This is a genomic window from Streptomyces sp. NPDC007164 (genome assembly GCF_040634135.1).
GTDB classification, from domain to species: Bacteria; Actinomycetota; Actinomycetes; order Streptomycetales; family Streptomycetaceae; genus Streptomyces; species Streptomyces sanglieri.
Window position 1 is genome coordinate 153,291 of record NZ_JBEYFB010000004.1, and the last position, 13,516, is coordinate 166,806.

General features: G+C 72.2%; 15 protein-coding genes. 5 read left to right on the forward strand and 10 right to left on the reverse strand.

Annotation, left to right across the window (positions count from 1 at the left end):
- Positions 1 to 31: 31 nt before the first annotated feature.
- From ABZ622_RS09380 to sigE, 5 genes are all read right to left on the reverse strand, one after another.
- On the reverse strand, positions 32 to 691 hold the full coding sequence (locus ABZ622_RS09380; RefSeq protein WP_360541764.1) for a hypothetical protein: 660 nt from the start codon (positions 689 to 691) through the stop codon (positions 32 to 34).
- A gap of 120 nt (positions 692 to 811) precedes the next feature.
- Complete coding sequence (locus ABZ622_RS09385) at positions 812 to 1,297, reverse strand: sec-independent translocase (protein WP_360541916.1); 486 nt, start codon at positions 1,295 to 1,297, stop codon at positions 812 to 814.
- Positions 1,298 to 1,396: 99 nt separating this feature from the next.
- Positions 1,397 to 3,214, reverse strand: a complete 1,818-nt coding sequence (locus ABZ622_RS09390) for a trypsin-like peptidase domain-containing protein (RefSeq protein WP_360541765.1) — start codon at positions 3,212 to 3,214, stop codon at positions 1,397 to 1,399.
- A gap of 113 nt (positions 3,215 to 3,327) precedes the next feature.
- A complete protein-coding gene (locus ABZ622_RS09395; RefSeq protein WP_360541766.1) occupies positions 3,328 to 4,359 on the reverse strand; it encodes a zf-HC2 domain-containing protein in 1,032 nt (343 codons plus the stop codon).
- Positions 4,356 to 5,117 carry an RNA polymerase sigma factor SigE gene (gene sigE / locus ABZ622_RS09400; protein WP_360541767.1) on the reverse strand — a complete coding sequence of 254 codons (762 nt, stop codon included), beginning with the start codon at positions 5,115 to 5,117 and terminating at the stop codon, positions 4,356 to 4,358. Before sigE ends, ABZ622_RS09395 begins: the two co-directional genes overlap by 4 nt.
- Before the next feature lie 182 nt (positions 5,118 to 5,299).
- Here sigE and ABZ622_RS09405 point away from each other — a divergent pair, with 182 nt between their 5' ends.
- A complete protein-coding gene (locus ABZ622_RS09405; RefSeq protein ID WP_360541768.1) occupies positions 5,300 to 5,965 on the forward strand; it encodes an O-methyltransferase in 666 nt (221 codons plus the stop codon).
- 390 nt (positions 5,966 to 6,355) lie between these two features.
- Here the strand turns inward: ABZ622_RS09405 and ABZ622_RS09410 are convergent, their stop codons facing one another.
- Positions 6,356 to 6,523 carry a DUF3117 domain-containing protein gene (locus ABZ622_RS09410; protein WP_003966491.1) on the reverse strand — a complete coding sequence of 56 codons (168 nt, stop codon included), beginning with the start codon at positions 6,521 to 6,523 and terminating at the stop codon, positions 6,356 to 6,358.
- A 313-nt stretch (positions 6,524 to 6,836) separates the two neighbouring features.
- Between ABZ622_RS09410 and ABZ622_RS09415 the strand changes: the two genes are divergently transcribed.
- Positions 6,837 to 7,649 (forward strand): enoyl-CoA hydratase-related protein, encoded by an 813-nt coding sequence (locus tag ABZ622_RS09415; RefSeq protein ID WP_360541769.1) that lies wholly within the window; start codon positions 6,837 to 6,839, stop codon positions 7,647 to 7,649.
- Between the two features lie 55 nt (positions 7,650 to 7,704).
- On the opposite strand, the gene ABZ622_RS09420 is transcribed toward ABZ622_RS09415, so the two are convergent.
- Both ABZ622_RS09420 and ABZ622_RS09425 read right to left on the reverse strand, forming a co-directional pair.
- Entirely contained in the window at positions 7,705 to 8,289 is a 585-nt protein-coding gene (locus ABZ622_RS09420; protein WP_266769396.1) for a DNA-3-methyladenine glycosylase I, read from the reverse strand.
- Positions 8,286 to 8,735, reverse strand: coding sequence for a DivIVA domain-containing protein (locus ABZ622_RS09425; protein WP_360541770.1), 450 nt, complete (start codon positions 8,733 to 8,735; stop codon positions 8,286 to 8,288). Before ABZ622_RS09425 ends, ABZ622_RS09420 begins: the two co-directional genes overlap by 4 nt.
- 155 nt (positions 8,736 to 8,890) lie before the next feature.
- Between ABZ622_RS09425 and folP the strand changes: the two genes are divergently transcribed.
- Positions 8,891 to 9,763 carry a dihydropteroate synthase gene (gene folP / locus ABZ622_RS09430; protein WP_266688795.1) on the forward strand — a complete coding sequence of 291 codons (873 nt, stop codon included), beginning with the start codon at positions 8,891 to 8,893 and terminating at the stop codon, positions 9,761 to 9,763.
- Positions 9,764 to 9,857: 94 nt separating this feature from the next.
- On the opposite strand, the gene ABZ622_RS09435 is transcribed toward folP, so the two are convergent.
- A complete protein-coding gene (locus ABZ622_RS09435; protein ID WP_266912532.1) occupies positions 9,858 to 10,607 on the reverse strand; it encodes a TIGR00730 family Rossman fold protein in 750 nt (249 codons plus the stop codon).
- A gap of 101 nt (positions 10,608 to 10,708) precedes the next feature.
- On the reverse strand, positions 10,709 to 11,788 hold the full coding sequence (gene dapE, locus ABZ622_RS09440) for a succinyl-diaminopimelate desuccinylase (protein WP_360541771.1): 1,080 nt from the start codon (positions 11,786 to 11,788) through the stop codon (positions 10,709 to 10,711).
- A 61-nt stretch (positions 11,789 to 11,849) separates the two neighbouring features.
- Here dapE and ABZ622_RS09445 point away from each other — a divergent pair, with 61 nt between their 5' ends.
- On the forward strand, positions 11,850 to 12,797 hold the full coding sequence (locus tag ABZ622_RS09445) for a hypothetical protein (RefSeq protein WP_360541772.1): 948 nt from the start codon (positions 11,850 to 11,852) through the stop codon (positions 12,795 to 12,797).
- Between the two features lie 288 nt (positions 12,798 to 13,085).
- Positions 13,086 to 13,487 (forward strand): ATP-binding protein, encoded by a 402-nt coding sequence (locus tag ABZ622_RS09450; protein ID WP_360541773.1) that lies wholly within the window; start codon positions 13,086 to 13,088, stop codon positions 13,485 to 13,487.
- Positions 13,488 to 13,516: the final 29 nt, after the last annotated feature.

Sequence of the window (13,516 nt, forward strand, 5' to 3'; positions counted from 1 at the left end):
GGTGCCGCGGGGTACGTCCGCCGGACGGACCCTAGGCGTACGTCGTGATGTCGCCGATCACCGAGAAGCCCAGGCCGTACGCGCTCATCCCGCGCCCGTAGGCGCCGATGTACACCCCGCCGAGCGCCGATCCGGCCAGCACCCAGCCGTATTCGGACTCGCGGTAATGGAAAGGCACGGGAACGCCGTCCACCGGCAGTGAGAGCACCGACCACGCGGGGCCGTCCAGGTCGTCGGCGAGTTCGAACGCCGTCTCCGTCTGCTGGTCCAGCCAGTCGTCGCGCAGCGCATGGTCCATCTGCGGCGGCCAGGTGCAGGCGAGCAGGCCGGACCCGGCCAGCCAGGCCGCGGAGGACACCGTGGTCGCGTCCAGCACTCCCGTGCCGTCGCCGCTGCGCCGCACCGGGCTGCTGGCCATCGACACGACGACGGCGAACCGTTGCTTCTCGGCGCCCGCGTCGGCCCGGACCGACGGTTCGTCACCGTGACCGATGGAACCGTGCTGCACCGTGCCGTCCGCCGCGGTGCCGACCTGCATCAGCCGGCGCGGCCCGGTGAAGGCCCCGTCCAGTCCGTACCAGGGGAACGTGGCCGCCAGATAGCCGTCGACGGTGCGCCGGGCCGCCGGCATCCCCTCTGCCGTGACTGTGCTCGGCGCATCTTCCGCGCCCACCCGACTTGTCGTCTCCATCTGCCCGGCCGCCTCCTCGATCCGTTGGGTCCGGAGCGGCCCGCCCCCCAACGGGCGTACTCACAACCGGACAGATGGAGAATAGCCATACCCTCCGGACGAGCCGGGATTGGCGGGGGGTCAGGTGGCGTCGGCGTCGAACGGCGGCCGGTCGTCCTTGGCGGGCTGGTCACGCTTCTTCAGCAGGTCCGGAGCACCGGCGGAGCCATTGGCGGCAGTGATCGCGGTGCCGCTCGACACGCCCGCCCGGGAGTCCTCGGACTCCACTTCCTTGCTCTCGCGGCCGTTCACCGCGTCAGTCACCTCGGCCAGGTCCTTGCGGAGGTCGAAGCTCTCGCGGATGTCCTTCAGCCCCAGGTCGTCGTTGCCGTCCATGAGCTGCTTGCGGACGAACGTCTTGGGGTTGAGGTCCTCGAACTCGAAGTCCTTGAACTCCGGACCGAGCTCCGTACGGATGTCTTCCTTGGCGCTCTCCGAGAACTCGCGGATCTTCCGGATGAAGCGCGAGGCGTCCTGGATAACCTTCGGCAGCTTGTCCGGGCCGAAGATCAGCACGCCCAGAACCGCGAGCGTCACCAGCTCGAGTGCGCCTATGTCATTGAACACCCTGTTGCCCTTCGTGTTCTCCGAGACCATGTCGGTCGAGGTCCGGACCCGGCCCACGGTACCCGTCGGAACTGTCCGCGCGGTAGCGTCCCGGGCCTGTCACGTGCCGCTTGCGGAGCCGAGCGTCAAAGAGATGGACAGGTCTTTACCACCGCGGGTCAGCGCGAGGTCCAGACGGTCGCCCGGGCGGTGCGCGCGGATCTTCACGATCAGTTCCTCACCACTGTGGACGCGCTGTCCGTCGACCTCGGTGATGACGTCCCCGGGCCTGATCCCGGCCTTGGCACCGGGCCCGCCCGGCGTCACCGCGGGCTTGCCCTCGGCGCCCTTCGACCCGACCCTGGCACCGTCCCCGGTGTACTTCATGTCGAGCGTGACACCGATCACGGGGTGGGTGGCCCGGCCGGTGTTGATCAGTTCCTCGGCGACCCGCTTGCCCTGGTTGATCGGGATGGCGAAGCCGAGGCCGATGGAGCCCGCCTGCCCGCCCTCCTCGGACGCGCCGCTGTCGGCGGCCCGGATGGCGCTGTTGATGCCTATGACATGGGCGTCGGCGTCGACGAGCGGACCGCCGGAGTTGCCGGGGTTGATCGGCGCGTCGGTCTGAAGCGCGTCGACGTAGCTGATGTCGCTGCCGTCGCCCTTCTCGCCGCCGGCGGTGATCGGCCGGTCCTTGGCGCTGATGATGCCGGAGGTCACGGTGTTGGAGAGGTCGAAGGGGGCGCCGATGGCCACCACGGGGTCGCCGACCTGCACATTGTCCGAGTTGCCCAGCGGCAGCGGCTTGAGGCCGGAGACTCCGGTGACCTTGACCACGGCCAGGTCGTAGCCGCTGTCCTTGCCGACGACCTCGCCGCGCGCGGTCTCGCCGCCGCTGAACGTGACGGTGATCTCGCCGGCCTGGCCGGCCGGGGCGACGACGTGGTTGTTGGTGAGGATGTGGCCGGAGCCGTCGAGAACGAAGCCGGTGCCGGTGCCGGACTCGGTGGAGCCGCTGACGTGGAGGGTGACCACGCTGGGCAGGGCGCTGGCGGCGATGCCGGCGACGCTGTCCGGGGCGCGGCCGCCGCTGCTGCGGCCGGCCTGCGGGAGTTCGACCTGGGTGAGGCCGCCGTTGCGCTCTATGTAGGCCCCGATGCCGCCACCGATGCCGCCCGCCACCAGCGCGAGCAGTACCGCGCCGACCAGGAGCGAGCCGCGCCGGTCCTTCTTGCGGCCGGTGTCGGCCCCGAGCGACGGGCCCGGGTTGGTGAGCGGCTGCCTGGGCGCGCCCCAGGGGTCGTACTGGAGCCACTGCGTGGACGCCCCGTTGGGCTGCTGCGGCTGGGGCTGCTGGTGGGGCTGCTGCGGCTGGGGCTGCTGAGGTGTGTGGGGCGGGGGCGGGGTGAAGCCGGTGGGGGCGGGAGCGGGCGGCGTGGGGGCGGGCTGCGTGGGGGCGGGCTGCGTGGGGATGCCCGCGCCATTCGTCCCCGCGTACTGCGGGGGTACGGGGGTGCCGTGCGCCGGGGTCGGGACCGGTCGCTGCACGGGGGGTGCGGGCGCCCAGGGGCCCGGTCCGCCGTAGGGCGGGGTGCTGTACTCGTCGGGCTCGTGCAGCGGCTTCGTGAGCCGAGCGGCCGGCACGTCGGGCACCGGCCCGGGTGCCGGCGGGGCCGGCGGCGCGTCGGCCGTGGGCGTCGCCTGCTCCTGCTCCGGCTCCGTCATGCTGCTCCCGGCACCGCTCTCGATCGTCGCTTCCGTCGCCGCAGCCGCGTCCGGCGACGGGACCGCGTCCGTCGGCGCGTCCATCGGGTCGGCCGCGGGTGCGGCCGTGTCCGCTACGGGGGTCGGCCCGTCCGATGCCGTGCGGGTGGTGCGTCCCGGTGTGGGCCGGCTCCACCACTTGGCCTTCGGCCCGATGGACTTCCCGTCTTCCATGCTCTCCCCGCAACTGCCGCAACTGGCCTCTGCACGCCCCGACAGGGGCGTCCCTCCCGGAACTGCTCCCGGAATTCAACCAGGTTTGCGAATACTTGCGCAGACCCCGTCGGTCAGCGCCGGGAGGAAAGCGGCAGACCGAGATCGGTGGGGTTGGGGAGCGCCGAGGCCGACGACCGTGCCCAGGGCGGTGGTGACGACTGCGTCCCGGACGGTGGCGTGGAGGGCGCCGGGGACTGGGTGGCGAGCCGCCCGAAGGCGTGGGCGAAGAGCGGGGTGATGCCGGTCGGTCGTATCAGCGGTGGCGCGGACACATTGGTCAGGACGTGCGCGGTGAAGGGGCTCTCCGCGAGGGTCGCGGTGGAGAGCACCGCGGGAGTGGCCGAGGACGCCGTCGGTGCGACGCTCGGCGCCGTCGACGGGGCGGTGGCGATCGAGCGCTCGCCCGATCCCCTCGTGGCGAGCGTGCCGTGGCTGCCGCCGCCGCGACGGCCGGTCGGGCTGCCGCTCTCGCCGCGCGAGGGCGCGTCGAGCGGGGTCACCGCGTTTCCAGGGCCGGTGGCGCGGGCCGCGGAGGTGGGGCCCGCACCCGTGGGCAGGGCACCGCCGAGGGCGATGGCCGCCAGCGAGACGGCGCTCGCCGCCGCGAAGGCGAATCTCCGGCCGCGCCAGGGCGACCGCTCGCCCTCCCGGCCCACCTCATGGATCCGGAAGCCGGAACGGGAGGGCCCGCCCGGTAGCACGGCGGTCGAGCCGTGCGGGGTGGGGAGGAAGCCGAAGCCGCCGAGCGGCCGGCTCCCCGGCGAGTCCGGGCGGCTGCCGGACGGCTGGATCACGGGGAAGAGCCCGTCGGCGAAGCGCCCGGAGCCGCCGAATGGTCTGTCCGGGCCGTCGTCGTCACCCCCCGGCCCCCCTGGAAGGCCCTGTAGCCGGGCGAGGAACCCCTCGGACGGCGACGGTGGGGCGGACTGGGCGAAGACGCTCTTCAGGCGTCGCTGCGCCGCGGCCTCGGCCTTGCACTTGGCGCAGGTCGCGAGGTGGGCGAGCACCCGTTCACGGGCGTCGTGTTTCAGCTCGCCGTCGACGAGCGCGGCGAGGCGGTCCCCCAGGTGTTGTTCCGCGGGGGTCGGATCTGTGCCACTCACGCCGTTCCGCCCTCCCCTGCCAGGATCGCGCCCGCCAGCGAGCGCTGCTCGGCCCGGGCCTCGGGCGAACGGTGCTGCAACGCCTTGCGCAGGTGCGAGCGGCCGCGGTGGATACGGCTGCGCACGGTGCCGAGCTTCACGCCCAGCGTCGCGGCGATCTCCTCGTACGAGAGGCCCTCGATGTCGCAGAGCACGACGGCGGCACGGAACTCGGGCGCGAGGGTGTCCAGCGCCTGCTGCACGTCCGCGTCGAAGTGGGTGTCGTTGAAGACCTGCTGCGGGGACGGCTCACGGCTCGGCAGCCGCTCGGCGGCGTCGTCGCCGAGGGAGTCGAAGCGGATCCGCTGCTTACGACGGACCATGTCCAGGAACAGGTTGGTCGTGATGCGGTGCAGCCAGCCCTCGAAGGTGCCCGGCGTGTAGGTCGACAGCGACCGGAACACGCGGACGAAGACCTCCTGGGTGAGGTCCTCGGCATCGTGCTGGTTGCCCGTCAGCCGGTAGGCGAGGCGGTAGACCCGGCCGCTGTGCGTGCTGACGATCTCTTCCCATGAGGGCGGCGTCCACGCCTGGGAGTCCGCATCTGAGGCGAAGGTCGCGGTCGTTGCGGAGTCGTTGGAAGAACGGTCAGCAATGTTGGTCACGGATTTCGGCTCACCCGCCGACCCGAGGAAGCGCCGCAGCGCTCCTCTCCGATCCACAGGCGCAGCCGCACCTCCCCTATCGGCTCTGGTGGTGTCCAGTGGAGCCCCTACCATAGCCACCTCGCCCGTTAGCTCCGGATAAGCCTTTTTCCTGCTGGGGCCGGGGATCACCCCGGGAACCGCCGGCCCGTGGCTCCCGGACCCGATCTGCGGGCCGATTCCACGTGCTCTCCCCTGCCTCCCCATAACGCCCGGTCCCATCTGCGGGTTCCCGGTCGCAGCGGATACAGTCACCGTTGCGCCAACTACGGGGACAGGAGAGGGTCATTACCGCCAACCGGCAGACGAGCTGGGCGTTCGCCGACGCCTTTGTCGCCGAGGACGAAGCACTGCACTGGGCCCGGGACCGGGCCCGCGATGCGGGGCTCCGCTCGGTGTCGCCAGGTACCGGCGCCGCGCTGCGCTTGCTCGCTGCCACGACGGACGCCAAAGCGGTGGCCGAAATCGGCACCGGGACCGGCGTGTCCGGCCTCTATCTGCTGCACGGAATGCGGCCCGACGGCGTGCTGACCACGGTCGACCCGGAGCCCGAGCGACAGCAGTTCGCCCGCGAGGCGTTCCGGGCCGCGGGGTTCGCCGCCAACCGGGCCCGCTTCATCCCCGGCCGCGCCCTGGACGTACTGCCCCGGCTCGCGGACGGCGGATACGACCTCGTGTTCTGCGACGGCGACCGGCTGGAGAGCCTGGACTGCCTCGCTGAATCGTTGCGCCTGCTGCGCCCCGGCGGCCTGGTCTGCTTCGAGGGCGTCTTCGCGGACGGCCGTACGGTCGATTCCGCCGCGCAGCCCGCGGAGGTGCTGCGGCTGCGGGAGCTGCTGCGTGCGGTGCGGGAGAGCCAGGAGCTGCTGTCGACGCTGCTGCCGGTGGGCGACGGGCTGCTGTGCGCGGTGCGGAGGGGCTGACGCCCCGGAGCGGGGGGAGCTTGCTCGCCCCGGAGCGGGGGGGAGCCTGCCCCGTGACCCGTGCATTTGTCCCGCCTGCGGGCCGTCTGAGGGTGTCCTCAATCGCCGGACGGGCTTGATTCAGGCGCCCCATGCAGCGGGATCAGCCTGAATTTCGTGCCCCGGGCGGCGGGACGGGCTGGGTTCTGGCGCACTCGGCAGCCGGGCAGGCTGGATTCAGGCGACCGGCGGCCGGGCGGACTGGATTTGGCGCCCCCGGCAGCCGGGCGGGCTTGATTCTGGTGCCCCCGGCGGCGGGATCGGCTTTGAATCTGGTGCTGGCTCGATAACGCAGTACTGCCCCGGCACGGAGTCCGTGCCGGGGCAGTACTGAAGTGTGGGCGCCTCTGCTCAGCCGACGACCTTCTTGAGGGCATCGCCGAGTGCATCGGCCTCGTCCGGGGTCAGCTCCACGACAAGCCGACCGCCGCCTTCGAGCGGAACGCGCATGACAATGCCCCGCCCCTCCTTTGTCACCTCGAGCGGGCCGTCGCCCGTCCGCGGCTTCATGGCCGCCATGCTCGTTCCCCTTCCTGAAACCAGCTCATCGCAACCGGCGGCCCCATGACAGGCGCTGTGTCACCGGCATCGAACACGTTGCTTCAAAGCCATTATCCCGCATCACAGACCCCGATGACCAACATCGGTCGGCATCGCTTGCGCAACGCGCTCTCTCAAAACCACCCAATTCGGCGATCGGCCTGCGATACTCCGCCGCCTGCACCCCCGCATCGGGGCGTAATTGTTAGACGCAGGTCACATGTCGGCGCCCGCCGGAGTCGGCCATGCTTGCCTGGACAGGCATTGCCCGAGGTGCGAAGGGGACAACGAAATGGCCGACCACATGGCGGACAGCGTGCTCTACGAAGTGAGCGACGGACTCGCGACGATCACGATCAACCGTCCCGACGCGATGAACGCCATGAACACCGCGGCCAAGGAAGCCCTCCGGGACGCGCTGCGGTCCGCGGCGGCCGACACCGCCGTACGGGCCGTGCTGCTCACCGCGACCGGGCGGGCGTTCTGCGTCGGCCAGGACCTGAAGGAGCACGTGGCCAAGCTGGAGAGCACCCGCGAGTCGGGCAGCGGGAACGCGCTGAGCACCGTGCAGGAGCACTACAACCCGATCGTGCGGGCCATCACCGAGATGCCGAAGCCGGTCGTCGCCGGGGTCAACGGGGTCGCCGCCGGTGCCGGTTTCGGCTTCGCGCTCGCCTGCGACTACCGGGTGGCCGCCGACACCGCCTCGTTCAACACCTCCTTCGCCGGCGTGGCCCTCACCGCCGACTCGGGCGTCTCCTGGACGCTGCCCCGTCTGATCGGGCAGAGCCGCGCCGCCGATCTGCTGTTCTTCCCGCGCTCGATCTCCGCGCAGGACGCCCATGAGCTGGGCATCGTGAACAAGCTGGTGCCCGCCGCCGACCTGGCCGCCGAGGCCCTCGCCGTGGCCCGCACCCTGGCGGCCGGCCCCACCGTGGCCTACGCCGCGCTCAAGGAGTCCCTGGCCCACGGTGCCGGTCGCACGCTGAGCGAGGCGCTGGAGAAGGAGGACGAGCTCCAGACCCGGGCGGGAAGGTCCGAGGACCACACGATCGCGGTGCAGGCGTTCCTGAACAAGGAGAAGCCGAAGTACCTCGGCCGGTAGCCCCCGGAACGGCCCTCACGGCCCTCGCGGCCCTCGCGGCCGTCCCTCGCGGCCTCTACGTGCCGGATCCGCGTGCCACGCAGTCGGCCAGGTGGTCGTCGACCAGGCCGCACGCCTGCATCAGCGCGTAGGCCGTGGTGGGTCCGACGAAGCGCAGCCCGCGCTTCTTGAGGTCCTTGGCCAGTGCGGTGGACTCGGGGGTGACCGCGGGGATGTCTCCGGTGGTGCGCGGGACCGGGCGGGCGGCCGGGTCGGGGGCGTGGGACCAGATCACCTCGTCCAGCTCGCCGGCCGCCCAGCCGGCCAGCACCTTGGCGTTGGCGAGGGTCGCCTCGATCTTCGCGCGGTTGCGGATGATGCCGGCGTCGGCGAGGAGGCGCTCCTTGTCGGCGTCGGTGAACTCCGCGACCGCAGGGATCTTGAACCCGGCGAAGGCGGAGCGGAAGCCCTCCCGGCGGCGCAGGATCGTCAGCCAGGACAGGCCCGACTGGAAGGCCTCCAGGCAGAGCCGCTCGAAGAGGGCGTCGTCGCCGTGGACGGGCCGGCCCCACTCGGTGTCGTGGTAGGCGAGGTAGTCCTCGGTGGAGAGTCCCCACGGGCAGCGCAGGCCGCCGTCCGGGGCCGCTTCGGCTCCGCTCATCGCAGGGGCTCCTCTCCCGTGTTCCCGGTGCGCCGCGGGTCCTGCTCCGGCGCCTCCCACGGCGCTCTCGGGCGGTCCCCGGGCAGCTCCCGGTCGTGCTGCGGACGCTCCTGCGGCGGCTCGATCAGATGGGGGCCGCCGACCGCGGTCGCCTGGGCGCCGGCCAGCGCCGATTCCAGCTCCGCGATCCGCGCGTCCCGCTCGGCGAGTTCGGCGCCGAGCCGGTCGAGCGCCTCGTCGACGTCCGTCATGCGGTAGCCGCGTACGGCCACCGGCAGGCGCAGCGCGTCGACGTCCGCGCGGCCGACCGGTCTCGTGACGGGCAGCGGGTCGGTCAGCTGCTCGGGCGCCACGTCCTGGAGGACGGCGCTCTTCCCCCCACCGACCACCGCCAGGGTGACCGCGGCCACGACCACGACCATCGTCACCAGCAAGAACCAGAACACACGCATCTCCCCGGGAGCGGAAACCTGTCCGGCTCCGATCGTGCCATGCGGCACCGACAGCCGGTGCCCGCCGGGCGAGGCACTAGGGTCGCAGGCGGCTCACGGGGCGATCCATCGGGGCTCACGGGGCGGTCTACCAGAAGGAGAAACGCGGGATGCGAAGCGGTGCGCTCAGGCTGGGGCGGCGCGAATTCGGTGCGCACGAGCCGGTGATCATGGCGATCGTGAACCGTACTCCGGATTCCTTCTACGACCAGGGTGCGACCTTCCGGGACGAACCGGCGCTCGCCCGGGTCGAGCAGGCGATCGCGGACGGTGCGGCGATCGTCGACATCGGCGGCGTGAAGGCGGGGCCGGGCGAGGAGGTGACCGCCGAGGAGGAGGCGCGCCGCACGGTGGGGTTCGTCGCGGAGGTGCGCCGCCGCCACCCGGACGTGGTGATCAGCGTCGACACCTGGCGCCACGACGTGGGCGAGGCGGTCTGCGAGGCCGGCGCGGACGTGCTGAACGACGCGTGGGGCGGCGTGGACCCGAAGCTCGCGGAGGTCGCCGCGCGGTACGGCGCGGGTCTGGTCTGCACGCACGCGGGCGGCGCCGAGCCGCGGACCCGGCCGCACCGGATCGCGTACGAGGACGTCATGGCGGACATCCTGCGGGTGACGGTGGGACTGGCCGAGCGGGCGGTGGAGCTCGGGGTGCGGCCCGACGGGATCATGATCGATCCCGGTCATGACTTCGGGAAGAACACCCGGCACTCCCTGGAGGCGACCCGCCGGCTCGGCGAGATGGCGGAGACCGGCTGGCCGGTGCTCGTCTCGCTGTCCAACAAGGACTTCGTCGGCGAGACGCTCGACCGGCCGGTGAAGGAGCGGGTGATCGGGACGCTGGCGACCACGGCCGTCTCGGCGTGGCTGGGGGCGCAGGTGTACCGGGTGCACGAGGTGGCGGAGACCCGGCAGGTGCTGGACATGGTGGCGTCCATCGCGGGGCACCGGGAGCCGGCCGTGGCACGGCGCGGACTGGCCTGACCCGGGCGGGGCCGGGGCGCGCCCCCGGACGGCACGCACGCGCCGGACCCGGCCCCGGCCGTCGGCGACGCCCCGGCCCCGCTCCGGACGGCTCCTACCGGCCGACCTCCTTCGTCACGAGGTTGACCGCCTCGTCCACGTCGTCGGTGACGTGGAACAGCAGCAGGTCGTGCTCGGACGCCTTGCCCTGTGCCACCACCGTGTCCCGCAGCCAGTCCACGAGACCGCTCCAGTAGGCGGTGCCGAACAGCACGATCGGGAAGCGGGTGACCTTGCCCGTCTGGACGAGGGTGAGGGCCTCGAAGAGTTCGTCCAGGGTGCCGAGCCCGCCGGGCAGTACGACGAAGCCCTGCGCGTACTTCACGAACATCGTCTTGCGGACGAAGAAGTAGCGGAAGTTGACGCCGATGTCGACGTGCGGGTTGAGGCCGGACTCGAAGGGCAGCTCGATGCCGAGACCGACCGAGACCCCCTTCGCCTCCCGCGCCCCCTTGTTCGCCGCCTCCATCGCTCCCGGCCCGCCTCCGGTGATGACCGCGAAGCCGGCCTCCACCAGGGCCTTGCCGATCCGTACGCCCGCCTCGTATTCGGGTCCGTCGGCCGGGGTACGGGCGGAGCCGAAGACGCTGATCGCGCTCGGCAGTTCGGCCAGCGCGCCGAATCCCTCGACGAACTCCGACTGGATGCGCATCACCCGCCAGGGGTCGGTGTGCACCCACTCGGAGTCGCCCTCGGTGTCCAGCAGCCGCTGGTCGGTGGTGCCGGGCTGTACCTGTTCCCTGCGGCGCAGTACCGGTCCGAGCCGCTGCTCCTCGGGGACACGTGCTCCCTCGGGGTTGCCCATGACCTGCTCCCTCCGACGACGATCGACGGCCATCCGCGATGGCCGTCCGTTGTCAGGTCAGGGTAGATCGACGGAGGTTACGGACAGGGGAATGCCGTGGGTCAGGAGGTGAGCCAGGAGCGTAGCCGCTCCTCGCACTGGGTGATCCGCTCGACCACCACGTGCTCGTCGCGCTTGTGGGCGAAGAGCGGGTCGCCCGGTCCGTAGTTCACCGCGGGGACGCCGAGGGAGCCGAAGCGTGAGACGTCCGTCCAGCCGAACTTGGGCCGGGCGGTGCCGCCCACCGCCGCCATGAACGCCTTGGCCGCCGGGTGCGAGAGGCCGGGCATGGCCGCGCCCGAGTGGTCGTCGACGACGAATTCGGCGACGCCGCAGTCCGCGAAGACCTCGTGGACGTGGGCCAGCGCCTCCTCGGCGGTCCGGTCGGGCGCGTACCGGAAATTGACCACGACGGTGCAGGCGTCCGGGATGACGTTGTTGGCGACGCCCCCCTCGATCCGTACCGCGTTCAGGCCCTCGCGGTATTCGAGGCCCTCGATGACCGGGCGGCGCGGTTCGTACGCGGCAAGGCGGGCCAGGACCGGGGCGGCGGAGTGGATGGCGTTGGACCCCATCCAGCCGCGTGCGGAGTGGGCCCGCTCCCCCTCCGTACGGAGGAAGACCCGCAGGGTGCCCTGGCAGCCGCCCTCGACCTCGGCGTCGGTGCCCTCCAGCAGGATCGCGAAGTCGCCCGTCAGCCAGTCGGGGTGGGCGTCGGCGATGTGGCCGAGTCCGTTGAGGTGCGCGGCGACCTCCTCGTTGTCGTAGAAGACGAAGGTCAGGTCGCGGTTGGGCTCGGGCACGGTCGCGGCGATCCGCAGCTGGACGGCGACACCCGACTTCATGTCGGAGGTGCCGCAGCCCCACAGCACCCCGTCCTCGTCGAGCCGGGACGGCACGTTGTCGGCGATCGGCACGGTGTCGATGTGCCCGGCGAGCACCACCCGCTCGGCGCGGCCCAGGTCCGTCCTGGCCACGACGTTATTGCCGTACCGGTCGACGGTCAGGTGCGGGAGGGTGCGCAGCGCCGACTCGATCGCGTCCGCGAGCTCCTTCTCCTGGCCGCTGACCGACGGGAAGTCGACGAGCCGGGCGGTCAGCTCCGGGCCGTCGAGGGTGAGGTCAAGTGTGGTTTCGGGCATGGGACCGACCCTAAAGGACTGGGCCCTCGGCCCCGGTCGGGCACTCCAGTACGGTGGGCGCGTGCCCCGGACCGTCTCCCCCGCCCGCCGACACACCGGCCGCAGCCGCCCCTTGCGTATCGCGGCCGCCCTTGTCGTGCTCGCCGCGCTCGGCGGCTATCTGACCGTTCAGTACATAACCGGCAGCCAGGTCATCGAGGGATGCACCGTGCGCTCCGCGGACGGTTCGGACGGCGAGGCCCGTACGTACCGGATGAGCCCGGAACAGGCCGTCAACGCCGCGACGATCTCCGCGGTCGGCACCTCGCGCGGGATGCCGGAGCGCGCCGTGACGATCGCGCTGGCGACCGCGCTCCAGGAGTCCGGGCTGCGGAACATCGAGCACGGCGACCGGGACTCGCTGGGGCTGTTCCAGCAGCGCCCCTCGCAGGGCTGGGGCACCGAGAAGCAGATCCTGGACCCCGTCTACTCCGCCGGGGAGTTCTACCGGCACCTGGCCGAGGTCCCCGGCTACTCGCGGCTGCCGCTGACGGTCGCGGCCCAGCGGGTCCAGCGCAGCGGCTTCCCGCAGGCGTACGCGAAGCACGAGCCGGACGCGGCCCTGCTGGCGGCCGCGCTGACCGGCCGTACGCCCGCCGCGCTGAACTGCGCGCCGCCGCGGGCGACGGCGGCGAGCCCCGACGCGGCGAAGGTGCGGGCGGAGCTGGTGCGCGCCTTCGGCAAGGAGGTGCTGCCCGCGGCGGGGACGGCACCGAAGGACGGCGGGCCGGCGGCCGGTGCGGCGGCGACGAGCACGGTCTCGGTGCCGGTGTCCGCGGCCCGGGCGTCCGAGGACGACGGCTCGGCCCGGCGCGGCTGGGAGCTGGCGCACTGGGCGGTCGCGCAGTCCGAGGCGCTCCGCCTGGACGAGGTCTCGTACGCGGGCCGGGTGTGGGAGGCCGGGACGGGCTGGCGGACGGAGCGCAAGGAATCGGGCACCACCGACGTACGAATCAGGCTCGCGCGCTAGTTCGGACGATCGCCCGGAGGTGTCGTCCGATCCCCTGCCGGACAACCCCCGGGACCGCACCTCCCAAAATCCCCTGTCGCCTTCTCAATTCCCTTGCGGCAAAAGGGAAGTGACGATTCATCAATACTCCCGGGAATGCCATGTCCGCCAGGGTTCCCCCCGTGCCGATCATGTGACACATTGCCGACTCTTTACCTCGGCCCACCGCAACCTCCCCCGCCCTTTCGACGGTTGTCATTGCGTCCGATCAACGGACAGACGTATTCCTCATCCTGTCGAAGGAGCATCATGTCCCTCCCCCTGACCCGCCGGATCGCCCGTGCCGCGCTGCTGATCGCCGCGGGTGCCGCCCCCGTGGTCGGTGCGGCCGGAGTCGCGGGTGCCGCGGAGCTCCCGCAGGCCCCGGAGCTCGGCGGTCTGACCACCGTCGACGGCGCCGGTCTCGGCAAGACGGTCGACGGCGCGTCCCAGCAGGGCACCAAGGTGGCGGGCGACACCGGCGGCAAGATCGTCGGGACCACCCTGCCGGCCGCGAGCGGGACCGTCGGCAAGACCGGCGCCGAGACCACCCCCGCCGTGCAGAAGGCCGCGGGCGGCGCCGCGGGCAGCGCGGGCCAGGTCATCGGCGAGACCGCCGGTTCCGTGACCGGGGGCGGCCTGCCCACCCAGGGTCTGCCGATCGGCGGCTGACCCGCACCGGCCGCAGGCCGGCCCATCAC